The organism is Labrys sp. LIt4, assembly GCF_017813775.1.
Lineage (GTDB): Bacteria > Pseudomonadota > Alphaproteobacteria > Rhizobiales > Labraceae > Labrys > Labrys okinawensis_A.
The window spans coordinates 522,302-541,627 of record NZ_JAGIPY010000001.1 but is presented as its reverse complement, the minus strand read 5'-3'; the positions used below and the strand labels follow the sequence as shown (position 1 = coordinate 541,627).

At 65.5% G+C, this 19,326-nt stretch carries 18 protein-coding genes; 9 read left to right on the top strand and 9 right to left on the bottom strand.

The genetic code is table 11. From position 1 onward, the window contains the following. Window positions 1-139: 139 nt before the first annotated feature. The 4 genes from J8I29_RS02510 to J8I29_RS02495 are packed head-to-tail and all read right to left on the bottom strand — an operon-like array spanning window position 140 to window position 6,971. The gene (locus J8I29_RS02510) at window positions 140-2,215 is read right to left on the bottom strand and encodes a hypothetical protein (protein ID WP_209430504.1); all 2,076 of its coding nucleotides are present in this window, start codon (window positions 2,213-2,215) and stop codon (window positions 140-142) included. Next, window positions 2,215-5,004 carry a DUF4159 domain-containing protein gene (locus tag J8I29_RS02505; protein ID WP_209430503.1) on the bottom strand — a complete coding sequence of 930 codons (2,790 nt, stop codon included), beginning with the start codon at window positions 5,002-5,004 and terminating at the stop codon, window positions 2,215-2,217. The genes J8I29_RS02510 and J8I29_RS02505 overlap by 1 nt, the downstream gene beginning before the upstream one ends. Window positions 5,005-5,044: 40 nt before the next feature. After that, window positions 5,045-5,968: a DUF58 domain-containing protein gene (locus tag J8I29_RS02500; protein WP_209430502.1), complete on the bottom strand. Its 924-nt coding sequence runs from the start codon at window positions 5,966-5,968 to the stop codon at window positions 5,045-5,047. Window positions 5,969-5,972: 4 nt separating this feature from the next. After that, window positions 5,973-6,971: a MoxR family ATPase gene (locus tag J8I29_RS02495; protein ID WP_209430501.1), complete on the bottom strand. Its 999-nt coding sequence runs from the start codon at window positions 6,969-6,971 to the stop codon at window positions 5,973-5,975. Window positions 6,972-7,125: 154 nt separating this feature from the next. Between J8I29_RS02495 and J8I29_RS02490 the strand changes: the two genes are divergently transcribed. The 4 genes from J8I29_RS02490 to J8I29_RS02475 all read left to right on the top strand — a co-directional run bounded on the left by J8I29_RS02490 (window position 7,126) and on the right by J8I29_RS02475 (window position 10,045). Further along, the gene (locus J8I29_RS02490; RefSeq protein ID WP_209430500.1) at window positions 7,126-7,722 is read left to right on the top strand and encodes a DUF1285 domain-containing protein; all 597 of its coding nucleotides are present in this window, start codon (window positions 7,126-7,128) and stop codon (window positions 7,720-7,722) included. A gap of 1 nt (window position 7,723) precedes the next feature. Beyond that, on the top strand, window positions 7,724-8,389 hold the full coding sequence (locus tag J8I29_RS02485) for a CoA pyrophosphatase (protein WP_209430583.1): 666 nt from the start codon (window positions 7,724-7,726) through the stop codon (window positions 8,387-8,389). Between the two features lie 64 nt (window positions 8,390-8,453). Next, window positions 8,454-8,714, top strand: a complete 261-nt coding sequence (locus tag J8I29_RS02480) for a DUF6111 family protein (protein WP_209430499.1) — start codon at window positions 8,454-8,456, stop codon at window positions 8,712-8,714. Between the two features lie 113 nt (window positions 8,715-8,827). Then, window positions 8,828-10,045, top strand: coding sequence for a CCA tRNA nucleotidyltransferase (locus J8I29_RS02475; protein ID WP_245196553.1), 1,218 nt, complete (start codon window positions 8,828-8,830; stop codon window positions 10,043-10,045). A gap of 33 nt (window positions 10,046-10,078) precedes the next feature. On the opposite strand, the gene J8I29_RS02470 is transcribed toward J8I29_RS02475, so the two are convergent. Both J8I29_RS02470 and J8I29_RS02465 read right to left on the bottom strand, forming a co-directional pair. Further along, the gene (locus J8I29_RS02470) at window positions 10,079-10,576 is read right to left on the bottom strand and encodes an N-acetyltransferase (RefSeq protein WP_105861593.1); all 498 of its coding nucleotides are present in this window, start codon (window positions 10,574-10,576) and stop codon (window positions 10,079-10,081) included. 240 nt (window positions 10,577-10,816) lie between these two features. Further along, complete coding sequence (locus J8I29_RS02465) at window positions 10,817-11,245, bottom strand: NUDIX domain-containing protein (RefSeq protein ID WP_245196551.1); 429 nt, start codon at window positions 11,243-11,245, stop codon at window positions 10,817-10,819. A gap of 82 nt (window positions 11,246-11,327) precedes the next feature. On the opposite strand from J8I29_RS02465, the gene J8I29_RS02460 reads away from it, so the two are divergent. Together J8I29_RS02460 and J8I29_RS02455 are read left to right on the top strand one after the other, a co-directional pair. Then, window positions 11,328-11,615: a hypothetical protein gene (locus tag J8I29_RS02460; RefSeq protein ID WP_209430496.1), complete on the top strand. Its 288-nt coding sequence runs from the start codon at window positions 11,328-11,330 to the stop codon at window positions 11,613-11,615. Between the two features lie 162 nt (window positions 11,616-11,777). Continuing rightward, window positions 11,778-12,683, top strand: a complete 906-nt coding sequence (locus J8I29_RS02455) for a metallophosphoesterase (RefSeq protein ID WP_105861591.1) — start codon at window positions 11,778-11,780, stop codon at window positions 12,681-12,683. A gap of 80 nt (window positions 12,684-12,763) precedes the next feature. Here the strand turns inward: J8I29_RS02455 and J8I29_RS02450 are convergent, their stop codons facing one another. Continuing rightward, on the bottom strand, window positions 12,764-13,939 hold the full coding sequence (locus J8I29_RS02450; protein WP_105861590.1) for a fumarylacetoacetate hydrolase family protein: 1,176 nt from the start codon (window positions 13,937-13,939) through the stop codon (window positions 12,764-12,766). A gap of 370 nt (window positions 13,940-14,309) precedes the next feature. Beyond that, window positions 14,310-14,933: an NTP transferase domain-containing protein gene (locus tag J8I29_RS02445; protein ID WP_105861589.1), complete on the bottom strand. Its 624-nt coding sequence runs from the start codon at window positions 14,931-14,933 to the stop codon at window positions 14,310-14,312. A gap of 144 nt (window positions 14,934-15,077) precedes the next feature. On the opposite strand from J8I29_RS02445, the gene J8I29_RS02440 reads away from it, so the two are divergent. Then, a complete protein-coding gene (locus J8I29_RS02440) occupies window positions 15,078-16,103 on the top strand; it encodes an extensin family protein (protein WP_105861588.1) in 1,026 nt (341 codons plus the stop codon). A gap of 7 nt (window positions 16,104-16,110) precedes the next feature. Here J8I29_RS02440 and J8I29_RS02435 read toward each other — a convergent pair whose 3' ends face one another. Beyond that, the gene (locus J8I29_RS02435) at window positions 16,111-16,896 is read right to left on the bottom strand and encodes a FadR/GntR family transcriptional regulator (RefSeq protein ID WP_209430495.1); all 786 of its coding nucleotides are present in this window, start codon (window positions 16,894-16,896) and stop codon (window positions 16,111-16,113) included. A gap of 256 nt (window positions 16,897-17,152) precedes the next feature. Here J8I29_RS02435 and J8I29_RS02430 point away from each other — a divergent pair, with 256 nt between their 5' ends. Then, window positions 17,153-18,439 carry a hydroxyacid-oxoacid transhydrogenase gene (locus J8I29_RS02430; RefSeq protein ID WP_209430494.1) on the top strand — a complete coding sequence of 429 codons (1,287 nt, stop codon included), beginning with the start codon at window positions 17,153-17,155 and terminating at the stop codon, window positions 18,437-18,439. A gap of 33 nt (window positions 18,440-18,472) precedes the next feature. Beyond that, window positions 18,473-19,264, top strand: a complete 792-nt coding sequence (gene attM / locus J8I29_RS02425) for an N-acyl homoserine lactonase AttM (RefSeq protein WP_105861585.1) — start codon at window positions 18,473-18,475, stop codon at window positions 19,262-19,264. Window positions 19,265-19,326 lie beyond the last annotated feature (62 nt).

Genomic DNA, 19,326 nt, shown 5'->3' with positions numbered 1-19,326 from the left:
AGAGTCGAATCGCAAGGGTAAGACTCAAGCTCCCCTCATCCCCCTGCCGGGACCTTCTCCCTTTGCAGGAGAAGGTCCCGGCAGGGGGATGAGGGGTCAAGGGGACCTGTTTGCGGAAACCACATTCCGCTTCAGAAAGCTACCGGCCCTCGCGAGCCCAGAGCAGGGTGACGCCGCCAAGCAGCAAGGCAAGGCCCAGCAGGCCCGCGAAGAGCGGGATGGTGTCGATGCCCTGCACGACCGACGCTTCGCTGCGCTTGAGGCCGATCCAGCCGCTGCCGCCATAGGCGGAGCCGGCGCCGACCGCGCGAACCGCCGGTATCGACAGGCCGGACGCAGTGGCGAGGCGCTCCACGCTGCCGCCGGTCTCGCCGGCGATGCCCTTCAGCCGATCCGGCGTGGAGAGCAGGTCCTGGAATTCCCGCGGGTTGGCGGGGCCGACATTGGTGATCGCCTGCAAGGCGCCATCTTCTGCCCGCCACAGCCCCATCACGTCGGTGGAATAGACCGCGCTCCACAGGCCGGGCTTCTCCGGCTTGAGGGCGAGCCGGACCTTTTCGCCATTCGGGCCGGTCAGTTCGACGGGCGCCGCCGTCTCCGCCATGGTCTGGCGCTCCACCGTGATGTCGCGGCCGACGGCCCGTGCGCGCAGAGCCTCCTCATCGAGATCGGGCTCCTTCAAAAGCCAGTGCGACAGGCGCCGCAGCAGGTCGACATGGGGCCCGCCGCCCTCATAGCCGCGCGCCCACAGCCAGGCGTGGTCCGACAGCAGCAGGGCCACCCGCCCCTTGCCCTGATGGGCCAGCACGAGAAGCGGATCGCCGCGGGCGCCGGTCATCACGGCGCTGCCTTCGCGCAGCTTGGTCTCCACCGTGGTGAACCACTGGCCCCAGGCCGGTGGATTGACGTTGCCGCCCGGCAGGTCGCGCGTCACCGGATGGCGCTTGCCGAGCTGGCTGATCTCCGGCCGATAGGGCTGATAGAGCACGTTGCCCGAAGGCGAGGCCGGCAGGATCTCGGCAAGGCCTGTGCCCCACAGGCTGTTCTCGGAGGCGTAATCGGCGCCCGATGCGAGCAGGATGGCGCCGCCATTGCGCACGAACTCCGTCATATTGTCGAAATAGGCGGCCGGCAGCAGGCCTTCCTGCGCATAGCGGTCGAAGATGATCAGGTCGAAGCGGTTGATCTCCTCGTCGAACAAACGATGGGTCGGAAACTGGATCAGGGAGAGTTCGTTGATCGGGGTGCCGTCGCCCTTCTGCGGCGGCCGGAGAATGGTGAAATGCACGAGCTCGACATTGGCGTCGGCCTTGAGCAGGTTGCGCCAGGTGCGCTCGCCCGCATTGGGTTCGCCCGAGACCAGCAGGACACGCATCTTCTCGCGAATGCCCTCGATCTGCAGCACGGCCCTGTTGTTCACCGGCGAGAGTTCACCCGGCACGGTCTCGGCTTCGAGTTCGACCACATTCACGCCGGCATGTTCGATCGGCACCTGCAGCGAGGACAATTCGCCGACCGGCACGGTGGTCCGTGCAATCTCTTCGCCATCGCGGCGCAGGATCACGCCCGCCGTCGAGGGCATGTTCGGACCGCGATCGACGACGCGGAAGCGGATGGTGGTGGCCTGCTTCACCAGCCCGAAGCGCGGCGCCTCGACCAGGCTGATCTGGCGGTCGCGTTCGTCCTCCCGGCCGGTGATCAAGGCATGGAGCGGCGCCTTGAAACCGAGCGCGGCCGCGCGTGCCGGCACATCATGGACCACGCCGTCCGTCAGCAGGATGGCGCCACCGACGCGATCCGGCGGCACGTCGGACAAGGCCGTCGCCAAGGGGGCAAAGAGCTGGGTGCCGTCGGCACCGGATTTGACGCCGCCGCCCGCTTCGACCACGCGCAACTCGGTATTGCCCAGCGCCTTGATCTGCCGGCTCAGTTCGTCGCGCGCCGCGTCCGTCTGCCGCGTCCTCTCGTCCAGCGACTGGGAGGCGGAACGGTCGACCACCAGGGCCACCACATTGGGCAGCACCGCGCGCTGCTCACGCGTCAGGATGGGGCCTGTGAGAGAGAGGACGAACAGGCCCAACACCAGCGTGCGAAGCCAGGCCCCGCGCAGGCGCGCCAGCAGGCACAGCGCCGCGACAGCAGCCGCCAGCACGGCCACCCCGATGACGACCGGCCATGACAGCAGCGGCAGGAACTGCAGGGAGAAATCGCTCATCAGCGTCCGAGCCTCTCCAGGAGATCCTGCACATGCACCTGATCGGCCTTGTAGTTACCGGTCAGGGCATACATCACCATGTTGACGCCGGCGCGATAGGCCAGCTCACGCTGGCGCTCCAGCCCCGTGGAAACCGGAAAGAGCGGGTTCATCTGTGCATCGACGGCCCAGGCCGCGGCCAGATCGTTGGAGGTGATGATCAAGGGCGATACGCCGTCTCCCCCCAGGACGGGCTTGTCGCTGTCCTCGGATGTCGGCGCGGTAGCCTGCACCCAGGTCTCGCCATTGTCATAGCGCCCGACGAACTTGTCGAGCAGGTAGAAGGTTTTGGTCAGCACGTGCTTGGCTGGAATCTGTTCGAGCTCGGGGATGTCGAGCCCGGAGAGCAGGCGCTTGAGCGTTTCGCCGGCCGGCGTGGCAGCCCCGCCGGCATCCTGCTGTAGGGCATCGCGCGTATCGAAAATGATGGTGCCGCCCGACTTCATGAACGCGTCGATGCGCGCCATCACCGCCGGGGGCGGGGGTTCCTTGCCCGGCACGATCGGCCAGTAGATCAGCGGGTAGAAGGCGAGTTCGTCCTTGGCGGGATCGATGCCATCGGGCGGTCCCGGCTCCAGCGCCGTGCGTTCGGCGATATAGGCGGTCAGGCCCTTGAGGCCAGCGAGGCTGGTGTCGTCGGTTTCCTTGTCGCCGGTGACGATATAGGCAAGGCGCGTCTTCAATGCAGCATCGAAGGGACGGTTCTGCGCCTGCGCATTGGGCGGTGCCAACAGGGAGAGGGAAAGCGCCAGCACGACGAGGGCCGCCGACCCCACGCCGGGGCGGGCAAGGCGCGTCCAGCCGCCCGCCATGAAGAAGACGATCAGCGCGTCGGCCAGCAACAAAGCCAGGGCAACCAGCAGCAGGGCAGGCCCGAGGGCAATCGGCTTGGCAACCGTATAATCGGCCAGGGACGCATTCACGGCGGTATAGTCCAGGGGTTTCAACACGGCATTGGCGGGCAATGCGTTGACGGCCACCAGGCCGTCGGGCGGCCCGTAGAAGCCGGGCGGATGATCGGGGCGGCCGATGCCGGGCTGGTCCGCCCGCACGGGCTGGGCGGTCGCCGGCGGAACCTGAAAGGCTCCGAGACCGTCGAGCGTCCGGCTCGGCGCCGCATAGACCGGGGCCGCGGCGCCCGCCTGCGCTGCGACAGCACCCGTGGCCGGCGCAGATTTGGCAAGCCCCACCACCTTGCGCAGCATCTCCACGAAGCTTCCCGACAAGACGAGATTGGACCAGGTGGTGTCGGCCGTCACATGAAAGAGCACGATGACGCCATTGCCCCGTTTCTCGGCCGTGACCAGCGGCGTGCCGTCCGCCAGGGCGGCCCAGGTCCGGCCAGGCAGATCGATATCGGGCTCGGCGAGCAATTGGCGCTTGACGCTGACGTCGTCCGGCAAGGCAAGGCCCGCGAAGGGACCGTTGGCATCGAAGCTGCCCAGCTTCTGCGGCTTCTCCCAGGAGAGCGTCCCGCCCAGGGTACGCCCGCCCTGGCGCAGCTTCACCGGCAGCAGCGTATTCTCGGCGGCCGCGAGACGCGATCCGGCGAAGCGCACCAGAACGCCGCCATTCTCGATCCAGGTGGAGAGCTTGGCCTCGGCATCGCCGAGATTGCCGACATCGGCCAGCATCAGAACCGGCAGCTTGTCGTCGAGAAAGCGGCCGATCGCCTCGGCTGGAGACGTCCCCTCGGCGGTCCTCACATCGGCATAGGGTTCGAGCGCCCGGGTGAGATAATAGTTCGCCGACAGCAAGGGCTGGCTGACATCCTTGTCCTGCCCCGAGACAATGCCGACCGTACGGCGTCGCCAGGTGCGGTCGAGCAACTGCACCGCACCGGCCGAGGCGTCGCCGACAATTTCCAGCCGCGCCACATCGTTGCGGATGTCGACGGGCAGGTCGAGTTGCGCGGTCGTCTCCCCGGCGCCTGCCGGGAAACTGAAATCGGCCTGGCCGACCGGCAGGTTCTTGAGGTCGACAGCCCTGACCGTGCCGGACAAGGCCCGGTCGAGCTTGCCCATGCGCAGGACGCGCACCGAGATGCCGCTCGGCGCATTGGCCGCACCCGCTAGGGCGAGGGAACTGCGGGCATCGTCGCGGTAGACCGTCACGCGTCCCTGCTTGCCGGCTTCCGACAGAGCGGAGAGAAAGCCATTGTCGCCATCGCCGGCCAGGCCGTCCGAGAACCACACGATCTCGGCTTCCGGCGCCGCGCGCAGGAAGGAGGCGATGGCGGGCGCATAGGCGCCGCGATTGGCCTGCCAGGGCTGCGGAGCGAGCGCCGCAAGGCGCGGACCGAGGCTTGCGGCGGGGCTGAGCGACAGATCGGTGAGCGGCTCGGCCAGGGCGGCCAGGGCGACCGGGCGGCGATCCTGCTCGGCTGCGGCAAGCGCGGCCTGGATCACGTCCCGCCGCTTGGTCCAGGTCGCGGCGGAGCCCCAGCCATTGTCGACGAGGAACAAGAGCGGCGTCACACGGGTCGCTCCGGACTGATTGAAAGGCCGAAGCGTCGGCACGGCCAGCATGGCGATCACCAGGGCCGCCAGGATGAGACGCAGAGCCGTCAGCCACCAGGGCGAGCGCGCCGCCACCCGCCCGCGCGGCAACAAGCCGTAGAGCAGGCGCAAGGGTGGAAAGTCAACGCGCTGCGGCCGTGGCGGCACCAGACGCAGCAGGAGCCAGATCGCCGGCAGCAAGGCCAGGGCCGCCAGCATCCAGGGCGAGGCGAGAGCCAACGAGCCTAGCATCGATCAAGCCTCGGAGGATTGAGCCTCTCAGTCGCCGCCCTCATATCCCCTCCCCCTGCTGCAACAGCGGATGCAGGGCCAGCACGGCCTGCGAGGCCGGCTTGTCAGTGCGGTGCAGCGTCATGCTCCAGCCATAACGGTGCGTGATCGCCCGCAAGGCGTCGCGATGGGCGGCAAGCCGGGCCTCATAGGCCTGGCGGATGTCCTGAGCCCGCGGAGCCTGGAATTTCGCACCCGTCTCGGGATCGATCAGTTCGGTGCGGCCGGCAAACGGGAAGGTCTCCTCGATCGGATCGGCGACGACCAGGAGATGGCCGCGCGCGCCGCGGGCCGCCAGGGCGGCAATGGCGCCGCCCGTTACTTCAGGCTCGTCGAGAAAATCGCCGATCAGGATGGCCTCGCTGCGGGGCCCGAGCGCGATCCGCTCGGGCAGGCCGCTGCGCTCCGCCGTGGCGGGCGGGGCCGCCGCGATCAAGGCGAGAGCGAATTTTTCGATGATCGCCCGCTGCGAGGTCGGCCGTGCCAGGCCGATCAGCCCGACGCGTTCACCGCCCTGCACGAGGAGATCGGCAAAAGCCAGGCACAGCACCAGCGCCCGTTCGAGCTTGGAGGTCTGCGCCAGATTGGACGCCAGATTCATCGAGACCGAACGGTCGACCCACAGCCACAGGGTCTGGGCCGCGTCCCATTCGTGCTCGCGCACATAGAGTTCGTCGCCGCGCGCCGAGCGGCGCCAGTCGACATTGGCGGCCGCCTCTCCGGGCGCGAAATGGCGGAACTGCCAGAAATTCTCGCCCTGCCCGGCCCGGCGCCGGCCATGCAGGCCATGCAGCGCCGTCGCCGCCACGCGGCGCGCCTCCAGGGCAAGTCTGGGCATGGCTTCGGCCAGATCGAGCGCCGCCTGCTGCAGGCCGGCGGACCTGACCGCCTTGTGCTCGTCGATCAGCCGCGTGGAAACCGCCATCCGCTCAGCCCAGTTTGCGCGCGAGGCGTCCGATCACGCCCTCGACGCTCTCGCCATCGGCTCGGGCAGCAAAGCTGAGGGCCATGCGGTGCTTGAGCACGGGTTCGGCGAGGGCGATGACATCGTCGATCGAAGGAGAGAACCGGCCCTGCACCAGGGCACGTGCGCGCACCGCCAGCATCAGGGCCTGGCTGGCGCGCGGGCCCGGACCCCAGGCGATCTTCCCGGCAAGGTCGGGTGTCTCGCCGGGACGGGCCGAGCGCACCAGCGTAAGGATGGCTTCGACCACGGATTCGCCGACCGGCAGCCGCCGGACCAGGCGTTGCGCGCCCAGAAGGTCCTCCGCGCTCATGGCAGGCCGCGCCGGGGCTTCTTCGGCGCCAGTGGTGAACAGCAGAATGCGCTTCTCGTCCTCTCGGTCCGGATAGGGAACGTCGATCTGCATCAGGAACCGGTCGAGCTGGGCTTCCGGCAGGGGATAGGTGCCTTCCTGCTCGAGGGGATTCTGCGTCGCCAGGACATGGAAGGGTTTGGGCAGGTCATGGCGCTCGCCCGCCACGGTGATGTGATATTCCTGCATCGCCTGCAGCAGGGCCGACTGCGTGCGCGGCGAGGCGCGGTTGATTTCGTCCGCCATCAGCAACTGGGCGAAAACCGGCCCGCGCACGAAACGGAAGCTGCGCTTGCCATTTTCGCTGGCGTCGAGCACCTCGGTGCCCAGTATGTCCGAGGGCATCAGGTCCGGCGTGAACTGCACGCGCTTGGCATCGAGCCCCAACACCACGCCGAGCGTCTCGACCAGCTTGGTCTTGGCAAGCCCGGGCACGCCGACGAGCAGGCCGTGCCCGCCCGACAGCAAAGTGATCAGGGCGCCATCGACCACGGCCTCCTGGCCGAAGATGACGCCATGCACGGCTTCGCGGGCCCGCTTGATCAGATCCGCCGTGGTTTCGGCCGAGCGGATGATGGCTTCGTCGAGATTGGTGGCGGTATCGGCCGTCATCATGCCTCGCAGGAAACGCGCCGGACAGGGGCGCTGGATAATGGGAAAGCTTGCGCGATTCCCTTGTATCGCAGGATACTAGAGAGCAACTAAGGCAGGAGCGAGAGCTTCTCTGTCGTTTTCACGTCCGTTTTATCACCGAGTGTTCTCGAATATGGTCCAGACCGATCTGGCCGGATTGACCAAGGCCGTCAAGGAAACCGGCAAGCATGCCGGGGCCCGCCCGGTGCATCTGTGGAACCCCCCGTTCTGCGGCGATATCGACATGCGCATCGCGGCCGATGGCAGCTGGCATTACATGAAGAGTCCCATCGGGCGGATCGAGCTCGTCAAGCTGTTTGCCTCGATCCTGCGCCGCGACGAGGATCGCTATGTGCTGGTGACGCCGGTGGAGCGCGTCGGCATCGCGGTGGACGACGTGCCTTTCGTTGCCGTGGAAATGCGCGTGAAAACGGGCGCTGGCGGGCAAATCCTGTCCTTCCGAACCAATGTCGACGACTGGACCGAGGCCGGCCCCGATCATCCCATGCGGTTCGAGATCGGCGCGTCCGAGGGGCTGAAGCCCTATGTGCATGTGCGGGCCGGCCTGTGGGCCCGGGTCAACCGTGCCTTGTATTACGATCTTGCCGATCTCGGCGAAGTCCGGAAGATCGACGGCGTCGCCATGTTCGGTGTCGCCTCGGGCGGCAGTTTCTTTGCCATGGCCCCTGCCGACGAAATCGGTGCCGCTCCCCGAGACGCCGCCCCCTGACATGCTGACCGCCCTACCCCCTTCGACCCATCATCCCGAGCTCGAGGCCTTTCTCGAACGAGCCCGGCACCGTCTTGCCGCCGAGCCGCCGGCGGGGTTGCATCTCGACAGCGTGCCTGATCATGGCGACCACCGCTTCTCTCCCGGCCTGCTTGCCGAATTGCCCGCTGCGCCCGCCAAGCCGGCAGCCGTGCTGATCGCCCTCATCGACCGGCCCGACGGGCCAACGGTGCTGCTCACCCATCGCTCGAGCGCACTGCGCAACCATTCGGGCCAGATCGCGTTTCCGGGCGGGCGCATCGATCCCGGTGATGGAAGCGCGCTGGCAGCCGCCATGCGCGAGGCCGAGGAGGAGGTCGGCCTGTCGGCCAGCCTGGTCAAGCCGGTCGGCTATCTCGATCTCTATCTCACGGGTTCCGGCTACCGCATCGCACCGGTGGTAGCCCTGGCCGACCCGGGCATGGTGCTGCACCTCAATCCCGCCGAAGTCGACAGCGTGTTCGAATGCCCGCTGGCCTTCCTGATGGATCCGGCCAATCACCTTTCCGAAAGCCGGGAATGGCGCGGCGCCATGCGCCAATATTATGCAATTCCCTGGCAGGGGCACTATATCTGGGGGGCGACGGCGGGGATCATCCATACCCTTTATGAGCGGATCTATGGCTGAGGCTGGTTCTCCCCGGCCAAATCGTTCCCGTCAAACCCGAAACCATAGCTGACGATACGCCCTCATGTTCCGGCCTTTCCTGTTCGAGGCAGTGCTGTTCATCCTGCCCTTCCTGGTCTATGGGGTTTGGGTGCTGCTGCGCGGCAAGCGGCCCGGGCTCCCCGAGCGGACGGGAATGCCGCTGCTGCGGCTGATTGCGCTGGGCGTGATATGCATGGCGGTCGGTCTGGCGCTCTTCGCCCACTATGGCGGAGCTCCTGCCGGAAGCGGCTATACCCCCGCGCATATGGAAAATGGCAAGCTGATCGAGCCCGAGACGCGATAGAGCGAAGTGCATTCTCCGAATCGGATTTTTTCACTAACTTGTTGTTTTGACGAATTTTCTCAGCTGGAAAGCCCGGCGACTTTCCTGGAAGATGCTTTTGGATGCCTGATCGGATGGATGAGCGTTTCCCCTGGCTCGACAAGCCGCCCTTGTCGACGCTGCTCGCGGCCCTGAATCATGACGGGGAAGAGGCGCGGGTGGTAGGAGGCGCCGTGCGCAACGCCCTGCTCGGCGAGCCCGTCGCCGACTGGGACATCGCTACCACGGCCCTGCCCGTGGAGACCCAGGCCCGGGCCCGAGCGCAGGGCTGGAAGGTGGTGCCCACCGGCATCGAGCACGGCACCGTGACCGTGGTCATCGATGGCCATCCTCTCGAAGTGACGACGTTGCGCGAGGACATCGAGACTGATGGCCGCCGCGCCGTGGTGCATTTCGGCCGCGATTTCCGGGCCGATGCCTTCCGGCGCGACTTTACCATCAACGCCCTCTCGCTCTCCCCGGACGGCCGGCTGCACGATTATGCCAGCGGCCTCGCCGACATCGCCGAGCGGCGGGTACGTTTCCTCGGCGATGCCGATCGGCGCATCGCCGAGGATTATCTGCGCATTCTGCGCCTTTTTCGCTTCCATGCCCGTTTCGGGAAGGGACAGCTGGACAAAGCGAGTTTCGAGGCGGCGATACGCGGGCGCGGCGGCCTGCGCCGGCTCTCGGCCGAACGCATCAGGGCCGAGCTTCTCAAACTGCTCACGGCGCCACGGGCGGCAGAGGTCCTCGCCGAGATCGACGCTGCCGGCTTTCTCGGCATTCTGTTGGGAGGCATTGCCCGTGTCGAAGCTTTTCAACGCCTCACGGATCTGGAAACCCGGAGCGGGGCGGAACCCGATGCGGTCCGGCGGCTGGCAGCTCTCGGCCTGTTCACGCGCCATGATGCCGAAAGGCTGGCGGTGCGGCTGCGCCTTTCCAACGCCGAGGCCAAGCGCCTGACAACGATTGCCCTGGTGCTGGAGCGCGTCAGGCACGCCCCCCCGCTTCCCAAGGCCAGGGAATGGCTCTATCGCCTCGGTTCCGAGCTTTATCGCGACGCTATGCTGGTCACGGCCGCGCATCACGCCGAGGCCGATTTTGCCGAAGCCTTGGCTTTACCGGAGCATTGGAGCGTTCCCGCCCCTCCCTTCAGCGGCAGGGATCTCGCACAGCTCGGCATCAAGCCCGGCCCGCGCATCGGCCGCATTCTCGCCCGCGCCGAACAAGCCTGGATCGATGGCGGCTTCAGTCGTGACAGCTCGCAACGCCAGGCGATCCTGGAGGAAGCTGTACGCACGACCGCATGACAAGTGCGATATCTTGAAAAGTCGCGGCCTTGATCAGCCGCCGCGCGCAGCGCCCGAGACCCCTTCGAAGGCTCCCTCGACCAGTTCCTTCACCAGGAGGCGAAGCGGGTCGACCGGCCCGGGCAGCACCACGCGTCCCGGCGCGATGCGCTTGAAACCGACCCGGCTGTAATAGGGCTCGTCGCCCACCAGGATGACGAGCCGATGGCCGATCTTGGCGGCCTCGGTCAGGCTGGCCTGCATCAGCGTCAGCCCGATGCCGCGCGACCGGAAGGCCGGCTCCACCGTCAGGGGCCCGAGCAGCAGGGCCGAGGCCTCCCCGACATGGATCGGCGTCAGCCGGATCGAACCCACGATCATCGAACCGATGCGCGCCACATAGGACAGCTTGGGATGGGGCGGCACTCCCTCGCGCAGGCGAAAGGCCGTGCGGGCGAAGCGGCCGGGACCGAAGGCCCGTTCATGCAGCTTGTCGATGACGGCGCCGTCGTCAGGCGTCTCGGGGGTGAGGTCGATGGCGATTTCAGGCATTGCGATGGTTCCGGCAGGCAGGGGGCGCCCGCCGGTTCGACCGTTCAGGCGCGCAAAAGGGAGTGGGGCGAAACCACGGTTCGTCGTCGCAGCTGAAGGCTCTTCGTCATCATGGCCGGCGCGTACAGCAAAAGCGGGCGCCTTACAACCGGATTTATCGATCGGACGCCATTTTGCGGCACGAATTGTGCCATTCCGAGAACCGGCACGCTGGGATTGCCGCCGGCATGGGGCAGCCTGTCACCACAAGCCGTCCGGCTGGCGCCGTCCCGCCACTTCGTCGAGCCGGCGGCGTGTCGCCTTGGTGGTCTCCTCCGGCAAGGCATCGAGGGAGAAGAAACCGGCCTCGGCGATCTCACGATCCGGCAGGCGGGGCTGCGTCTGGGTGTAGTGCCGGACCACGAAGAAGGCGACGTGGTCACGTCCGCTGACCTCCCGGTTCCAATAGAGCCCCTGCAGCTCGGGAGGTCCTTCAAGATGGATGTGCCCCTCCTCCTCGAGCTCGCGGGCCAGGGCCTCCAGCGCGGTTTCCCCCGTCTCGATGCCACCGCCCGGAAGATACCAGCCCGGCACATAAGTATGCCTCACCAGAAAGACTTGGTCCTGCCCGTCGAGCACGGCAGCGCGCACGCCCAAAGTCATGCCGCGCTGCATTCGGGAATAGATCATGAAAAGCGGAGTCACCAGACGCCCGACCTTCTGTCGCAATGTAATCGAGGAAGAAATCATCCGCCGTGCTCAGTGATTGGAAATGAAGCGGCAAGGCCTTTTTCAAAACGGCGGGGTCAAAACACTTCTCATCTCCCGCCATCCCGCCCGCGCATGGCTGTCCAGCGCGGCAAGCAGCCTTTACCGGCTGGTAAAATACCTGTTTTTACGCTATTGGAGCGCTACCCTAATAGAGGAGACCCAGGGGCCTTCGCCCCGGTACAGTTCGATGTTGACCTATTTCCGGCTGCTTGCCAGCGCCGTTCGTATCCATGCCAAGACCCAGGCTACCCGCGACACTGTCGCATTGTTGACCTTCAGCAAAGCTTAACGATCGTCCCGCCACTTGCCGGCGGTCGATGATCTCAACCCAGATGACGCCTGCCGTTCGCAAAAACGCGCAGGCGTTTTGCGTTGACAGAGGCAGGTCATATGGCCACGCTAGCGTCGTCGATTGTCGCTTCTTGATACCTCGCCTTCCGATTGCCTCCTCATGTTCAAGCTCGCGCATATTTCAGACCCCCATATCGGGCCGTTGCCGCGAGCCAGGGCCAAGGAACTGGCGGGAAAGCGGGTTCTGGGCTGGATCAACTGGAACCGAGGGCGCCGCGATGTCCACCGCATGGACGTATTGCAGCAGCTCCTCGCGGATTTGCATGCGCAGTCACCCGACCACATCGCCCTGACCGGCGATGTGGTCAACCTCGCCTTGCCCGGCGAATATCCGGCGGCCCGTGCCTTTCTCGAAACCGTCGGCGCCCCCGATTTCGTCTCGCTGGTACCCGGCAATCACGACGCCTACACCAAGGGCGGCGCCCTCCATTTGCTCTCGGCCTTCGATCCCTGGATGCGCGGTGACAATACCGGCGCCCATCCGCTCGAGGAGGACGAACGCTTTCCCTATGTGCGCATCCGCGGAAAAGTGGCTCTCGTCGGGCTGTCCAGCGCCATTCCGACCGCGCCGTTCATGGCGACCGGCAAGCTCGGCCCGCGCCAGATCTCCAAGCTCGGCCCCATCCTCGAGCACCTGGAACATGAGGGTTATTGCCGCGTGGTCATGCTGCATCATCCCGTGCGGCGTCAGGATGCCGGGCCGACCGCGATGCTGATCGATTGCGACCGACTGAACGCCGTGCTGCGCCGCACCGGGGCGGAACTCGTCCTGCACGGGCATATCCATACCGGGCTGGTGCATCGCATCAAGGGCCCCAAGGGGCCGATACCGGTGGTGTGCACGCCCTCGGCCTCGGCCGCGCCGGAGCGTGCCCGCTGGCCGGCCTCCTACAATCTCTTCTCGATCACCGGCAAGCAGAAGAATTGGAAGATCGGCCTGACAGTCCGGGGCTTCGTAGCCGCCGGCCATCCGCCGGAGCAGTTGCGCTCGCAGGAACTGGCCTGACGGCAGCAGGCTCGCTCGAAAGAGAGCCCCCTTTGATCCTCAGCCCGATCGGCCGTTAAGCTGGAACCCGCCTATGGCGGTCACAGCAAGCCGCGCTTGGCCAGGTTGCGCAGGAGATGGCTGGCACCGAAAGTCCAGGGCGGCGCATCGGAACTGCGTACCATGCGATTGGTGAGCGAGCCGAGTTCCGGGGCCGCGATGGTGACGACGTCGCCGATCTTGTGGGTGAAGCCCTTGCCCTTCTCGTCACGGTCGTCGATGGGGGCGAACATGGTGCCCAGGAAAAGCACCGCACCATCGGGATATTGATGATTGACGCCGATCATCTGGGAGACGAGATCGCCGGGATCGCGGCTGATCTTGGAGATCGAGCTCATACCCGTCAGCCGGTAGCCCTCGGGGCCGCGCACTTCCAGCGTCACGTCGGCGCGCCTGACATGGTCGAGCGAGAAGGTGGAATCGAACAGGCGCACGAAGGGACCGACCGCTGCCGAGGCATTGTTGTCCTTCGCCTTGGAGAGCAGCAGGGCCGACCGTCCCTCGAAATCGCGCAGATTGACATCGTTGCCCAGCGTCGCACCGACGATCTTGCCGGCCGAGGATACCACCAGCACCACTTCGGGTTCGGGATTGTTCCAGGTGGAATTGGGATGAAGGCCGGCATCGGCGCCCGTGCCCACGGCCGCCATGGGCTGGGCCTTGCTGAAGATCTCGGCATCCGGCCCGATGCCCACCTCCAGATATTGCGACCAGGCGCCTTGGGCGATCAGTACTTCTTTCAGCCGTGCCGCTTCGGCCGAGCCGGGGCGCAAACGCGCGAGGTCGTCACCGACCAGCTTGACGATCTCCGCTCGAAGGGAAGCGGCCGCGGCCGAGTTTCCCCGTGCTTTTTCCTCGATCACCCGTTCGAGCATCGAAACCACGAAGGTGACGCCGGCCGCCTTGATGGCCTGGAGATCGATGGGCGCCAACAGCCAGGGCTTGCGCAAGTCGCGGCCGGTGGGGGGCGTATTGGCAAGAATTTCGGCCAGGGAGCCGATTTCGGTCGAGGGTGCCGCCTTGGCAGCCTGGGCCGGATTTCGCGCCTCGCAAAGATCCCTGACCGTCGGAAAGCTGGAGGTGATATCGTGCAGGCCATCCTCCTTGGCAACCACGACGGCTGGTCCCTCGGCATCCGGCAGCCAGACACGCCCGATCAATGTCCCGGCGACACCGTCCACCGGGAGAGTATTTTCGGGGGTGAGCGTGAATGGCATTGCGGACCTCGCGGCTGGGAAAGAGCTCTAGTACCCTGCCCTTAGCGTCAACCGTGCCAATGGGCAAGACTTGCATAAGCGGTATACAAAGATATGCGCCCTACGAATGTGGATTAGCCTCACAAGTATAGGCCCATACGCAAAATTGACTAGCCACATATTCCCAATATTTTGGGAATTAATTCAATATATCGAGAGTTAAATACAAACTGTTTCAAAAAATGAGACGCCAATATTTCCGTATTGGATTTTGTTCCAAAAGTTTAACACAAAAAAACTAGCGTTTACGTCCACACTCGGCCATTTCTTGCCTGCGGCTAGTCGGACAAACGCAACTCGGTACGGAGCATTTTAGGTATTAAAGTACGTGCTAACGAAGTTCCGAGATCGCAAAAAAGGTTCGAAAATCTTCCGGCGTGTCCAAGCTCGAATCATAGACAGGATTGCGCGTGGGAAAAGCTGCGATTTGGTCGGGATAATCCGCGATCAGACTTTCACTCGATAGATCAATGCTCTCTACGTCAAAATCCGTCGGTACAATCACAGGGTAACCCCGTCGCTCGCCACGTAACGGAACCAGCGCCTTGCGCTGGTCGCCGGCGCGGTACTGCTCGATCAAGCCTGCTATTTCACGCTCCGTCAGGCGCGGCTGGTCGCCGACACATAATATGATACCGTCGCAATTCCTCGTGCCCGCCAACAGGCGGGCCCGCTCGAAGGCGCGCCGGATCGCCGTCGCCGCACCTTCGGAAGGCGGCGAATCCACGAATTCGACTGGCGTGCGGATCAGCGCCTCCTCGATGCGTTCCTGCTGATAGCCGGTCACCACAACGACATCGGCGATAACGCCGCGGATGGTCTCGACGACATGGCGGATCATCGGGCGGGCAGAAATATCGAGCAACAGCTTGTTGCAGCCCATACGCCGCCCTTCGCCGCCAGCGAGGACGACCGCGATATAGTTCGCCAAAGGCAGATCATCGTCCGCGAGCATGATGACACTTTGCTCTTTGGATAAGGTACAGCGGCATACACGCTTTTGCCGCACTTGGCCATCGCGGAAGCAATCTGCAGCGCTGAAATCGATCCGATCGTGCGGTTAACGCTTCTTTTTGAAAATACCCCTTAAGCTGCGGCCATGTTGCGTCGCGTTGCGTGTTCTCTCGTGCTGGGTACGGTTCTCGGTAGCCTGGCTGGTTGCGGATCGTTCTTCAATCTCGAAGAGCGAGAGCCCTGGCGTGCACAGGTCGAGGCCCAATGTCTTGCTTCCGGCGAGGTCCGGGAAACAGCCGGCATTCGCATTGCGCAGGCCATCGAGGGACCCGGTGTCTGCGGCGTCGACCATCCCTTCCGCGTCACCGCCCTGAACACCACCGGGGCACCTGCCGCGCCGGTCTACGCTGCCTTGCAGCCCCGCGCGCCGGCAACCGTGGCGCCCCAGCCCAATGATGCGCCCCAGCCGCAATATGCCCCGCAGCCTTCGGACGCTCCGGATGGACTGCTGCCGCCCGCATCGGTCGGCGACCAGACGGGTGCGATCGGGGACGGCGACGCATCGGCTCCAATGTCCTACCGGGCCACCCCATCGCCCGGTCCGGTTCGCATCGCCGACGGCGGCCCCTTCTCGGTCTCGATGGACCGCAGCCTGGTGCTGTCCTGTTCGATGATCCCCGCCATGACGCGCTGGCTGGTCCAGGACGTGCAGCCGGCGGCGATGGCCAATTTCGGCTCCCCGATCGTGGAGATGACGACGTTCGGCAGCTATTCCTGCCGGCGCCGCAACAATGGCCATTTCGGCCGCATGTCCGAGCATGCTTTCGCCAATGCCGTCGACGTCAAGGGCTTCAAGCTGGCCGACGGCCGCGAGACACGCATCCTGACCGGCTGGCGCGGCTCGGCCCAGGAGCGCGGCTTCTGGCGCGACATCGCCTTTGGCGCCTGCGCCAAATTCACCACCGTGCTCGGCCCCGGCGCACCTCTGCACGATAACCATCTGCATCTCGATCTCGCCCGCCACGGCGTGCGCAGCAAGAGCGTCTGCCGTCCCCGCGCTCCCGCCGGCTGGGTTGCCGCCGCGCAGCGCGGTGCAGGCGGCGCACCACCGCCTTCCGAGGATTATACGGGCTCGATCCAGGACGTGCCGGCCGGCGGCTACGACGAATGACGGCGCTTTAAGCCAGAAGCGCCGCCTCTTCCTCTCCGATCACGCCGAGCCGAGCCGCCGCCAGCAGCAGATGGCGGCGCATGGCGCTACGCGCATTCGCAGCCGAACCGGTCTCGATGGCGCGGTAGATGTCGCCATGTTCCCCGATGACGCTGTCGACGTGAGCCGGGCCTTTCTGCAGGGTATTGTTGCGGGCGATGGTCACGCTCTGGTGCAGCAGCAGAGACAGATAGCGTTGGAAATCGGCAACCTTGCCATTGCCGCTCGCCACCGCGACAGCACGATGAAATTCGATATCGGCGCCAACGCCGAGATCCTGGCCGAGCTTGGTGCGATCCATTTCCTGCAGCCAATGCCGGAGCAAGACGAGATCGGCCTCCGAGCGGCGAACGGCGGCAAGCCCGGCGCCCTCCACTTCCAGACACAGGCGCAACTCGAAGATCTCGCGCAAGGCAACGCCGCTGCCGACTTCGGCGTCGCGGATGCGGAAGGAGCGCTGCAGGGGGGCATCACTGACGAAGACCCCGGCTCCCTGGCGGCTGACCACGATGCCATCGGCCTTGAGACGAGACACCGCCTCCCGGATCACCGTGCGGCTCACGCCGAAGCTGGCCGCCAGTTCGGGCTCGGTCGGCAGGCGGGCGCCGGCTTCGAAGCGTCCCTTCTCGATGTCCTCCTGCAGCGCCGCGACCACCCGATCGGCCAGCTGCAGGGGTCTGCCGATGCGTCTATTCCCGTCGCCGGCGGCCCCCTCGGATTCCGGGGCCGGGTGCATTCGCTCTTTGAGGGCCAAATGCGCCTCCTCGTGGGTGCTCGAGCGGACTATCGCCCGGATTGGAAACATTACGCGGATCGATGGCGCGCCTCAAAACATCATAACGTCAAATTCATCATATGACCATGTCACTATGTGATATTGACATATTTCTATCATTGTGGAAGCCTCCGGCCAACTACGCAAGTCAGGACACACGAGCCGATCACGACTGGCCGCGCGGCTCCGCCGCCTGGGCTCAGCGGAACGATCGCCGGCGCAGGAGGACATGACGATGGCACCCAATGATCGGGGCGCGAACGAGACCGTCTTCACCCTGGAGGCAACGCAGCTCAAATTCGGCAATGGCGCCGTCGAAGAACTAGACTGGGAACTCAAGCGCCTCGGGCTTCGCAAGATTTTGCTGGTCGCCGACCCGCGGTTGCGCCGGCTGGGAATGACCGAACGCGTCACCGATATCATCGCGCGCGCCGGCGTCGAGATCAGTGTCTTCGAGAACATCCTGGTCGAGCCGACCATCGAGTCGCTTGGGGAAGCCGCCGCCTTCGCCGCATCCCGGGACGTCGACGGCTTCGTCGCCCTGGGTGGCGGCTCCACAATCGACACCGCCAAGGTCGCCAATCTCATCCGCAGCCATGGCGGCGCCATCATCGACTACGTCAACGCACCCGTCGGCGGCGGTCGCAAGCCACCTTCTCCGCTGCGCCCCCTGATCGCCATCCCGACCACCTCCGGCTCGGGCTCCGAGGCGACCACGGTGGCGGTGCTCGACATTCCCGAACTCAAGATGAAGACCGGCATCTCGCATCGCTATATGCGGCCGACGCTGGCCATCGTCGATCCCGAACTGGCGCGCACCACGCCGGGAGCGGTCACGGCCTCCTGCGGCCTCGACGTCGTCTGCCACGCGGTGGAATCCTTCATCTCCCGCCCCTTCGACGCCAGGCCTCGCCCGGCGACGCCCGACGACCGGCCGCCCTATCAGGGCAGCAATCCGGTGGCCGACATCTGGTCCCTCAAGGCGATCGAATTCGGCGGGCGCTTCCTCGAGCGCGCCGTCCGCGACGGCAACGACCTGGAGGCGCGCGGCACCATGATGCTCGGCGCCACCATGGCGGGCATCGGCTTCGGCACGGCCGGCGTACACATCCCGCACGCCTGCGCCTATCCCCTCGCCGGCCTCAAGCACAGCTACAGCGCGCTGGGCTACGAGACGAGCCATAATTTCGTGCCGCACGGCTTCTCGGTGATCGTGACCTCACCGGCGGTGTTCCGCTTCACCTATGATGCGGCCCCCGACAAGCATATCCAGGCTGCCGAGCTCCTCAATGCCGGCCCGATCACCAATCCCGGCCCGGACTCGCTGCCGGATACCTTGATCCGGCTGATGAAGGCGGTGGGAGCGCCGTCGGGCATCGCCGAGCTCGGCTATGGCGAGGAAGACATTCCCGCTTTGGTGCAGGGCGCGCTCAAGCAGCAGCGCCTCCTGGTTGGCGCCCCCAAGGCCATCGATGCCGCCGGGATCGAGGCCGTGATGCGCCAGTCCCTGCGCAACTGGTAGGCGGGCCGGACGGAAGACGAACAGGAGGAAACGATGGGTGAGATCGAACTGCACATGTTCCAGTGCGGCACACTGAAGTGCAAGCTGCACAACATCAAGATGAACCAGGGCGCCAATACCGACTACGAGATCCCCGTCCCCTGGTACCTGCTCAAGCATCCAAAGGGGCTGGTGGTGATCGATGGCGGCAATGCCGTCGAATGCGCCAGCGATCCGCGCGGCTATTGGGGCGGCATCTCCAAGACCTATTGGCCGGTGATGCAGGAAAGCGATGGCTGCGTGCAGAAGCTCGGCGCCATGGGCATCCGGCCCGAAGACGTTACCCATGTCGTGCAATCGCATCTGCATCTCGACCACACAGGCGCGATCGGCCGTTTCCCCAATGCCGTGCATGTCGTCCAGCGCCGTGAATATGAATATGCCTATGCGCCGGACTGGTTCGCCGCCGGCGGCTATATCCGCAACGATTTCGATCGGCCGGGCCTGAAATGGCAGTTCCTGGAGGCCGAGGCCACCGATGGCTACGATCTGTTCGGCGACGGCACGCTCAAGATGATCTTCACCCCCGGCCATGCCCCGGGCCACCAATCCTTCCTGGTCACCTTGCCCAAGAGCGGCGCCATCCTGCTGGCGGTCGATGCCGCCTATACGCTCGACCATTGGAACGAGAAGGCCCTGCCCGGCTTCCTCGCCTCGACGGTCGATACGGTGCGCTCCGTGCAGAAGCTGCGCGCCCTGGCGGCGAAGACGGACGCCAAGGTGGTCACCGGCCATGACCCGGATGCCTGGCCGGGCTTCAAGCAGTCGCCCGGCTTCTACGACTGACGCCGAGTGGCGGGCGGGCGATCCAGGGCGAGAGCCGAGCTCGAAAGCAGGGAGCGGCAAGA

Coding starts and splice junctions, on each gene's coding strand:
- J8I29_RS02510 (WP_209430504.1), bottom strand. CDS start 2,215: ATGAGCGATTTCTCCCTGCAGTTCCTGCCGCTGCTGTCATGGCCGGTC.
- J8I29_RS02505 (WP_209430503.1), bottom strand. CDS start 5,004: ATGCTAGGCTCGTTGGCTCTCGCCTCGCCCTGGATGCTGGCGGCCCTG.
- J8I29_RS02500 (WP_209430502.1), bottom strand. CDS start 5,968: ATGGCGGTTTCCACGCGGCTGATCGACGAGCACAAGGCGGTCAGGTCC.
- J8I29_RS02495 (WP_209430501.1), bottom strand. CDS start 6,971: ATGACGGCCGATACCGCCACCAATCTCGACGAAGCCATCATCCGCTCG.
- J8I29_RS02490 (WP_209430500.1), top strand. CDS start 7,126: ATGGTCCAGACCGATCTGGCCGGATTGACCAAGGCCGTCAAGGAAACC.
- J8I29_RS02485 (WP_209430583.1), top strand. CDS start 7,724: ATGCTGACCGCCCTACCCCCTTCGACCCATCATCCCGAGCTCGAGGCC.
- J8I29_RS02480 (WP_209430499.1), top strand. CDS start 8,454: ATGTTCCGGCCTTTCCTGTTCGAGGCAGTGCTGTTCATCCTGCCCTTC.
- J8I29_RS02475 (WP_245196553.1), top strand. CDS start 8,828: ATGGATGAGCGTTTCCCCTGGCTCGACAAGCCGCCCTTGTCGACGCTG.
- J8I29_RS02470 (WP_105861593.1), bottom strand. CDS start 10,576: ATGCCTGAAATCGCCATCGACCTCACCCCCGAGACGCCTGACGACGGC.
- J8I29_RS02465 (WP_245196551.1), bottom strand. CDS start 11,245: ATGATCTATTCCCGAATGCAGCGCGGCATGACTTTGGGCGTGCGCGCT.
- J8I29_RS02460 (WP_209430496.1), top strand. CDS start 11,328: ATGAAGCGGCAAGGCCTTTTTCAAAACGGCGGGGTCAAAACACTTCTC.
- J8I29_RS02455 (WP_105861591.1), top strand. CDS start 11,778: ATGTTCAAGCTCGCGCATATTTCAGACCCCCATATCGGGCCGTTGCCG.
- J8I29_RS02450 (WP_105861590.1), bottom strand. CDS start 13,939: ATGCCATTCACGCTCACCCCCGAAAATACTCTCCCGGTGGACGGTGTC.
- J8I29_RS02445 (WP_105861589.1), bottom strand. CDS start 14,933: ATGCTCGCGGACGATGATCTGCCTTTGGCGAACTATATCGCGGTCGTC.
- J8I29_RS02440 (WP_105861588.1), top strand. CDS start 15,078: ATGTTGCGTCGCGTTGCGTGTTCTCTCGTGCTGGGTACGGTTCTCGGT.
- J8I29_RS02430 (WP_209430494.1), top strand. CDS start 17,153: ATGGCACCCAATGATCGGGGCGCGAACGAGACCGTCTTCACCCTGGAG.
- attM (WP_105861585.1), top strand. CDS start 18,473: ATGGGTGAGATCGAACTGCACATGTTCCAGTGCGGCACACTGAAGTGC.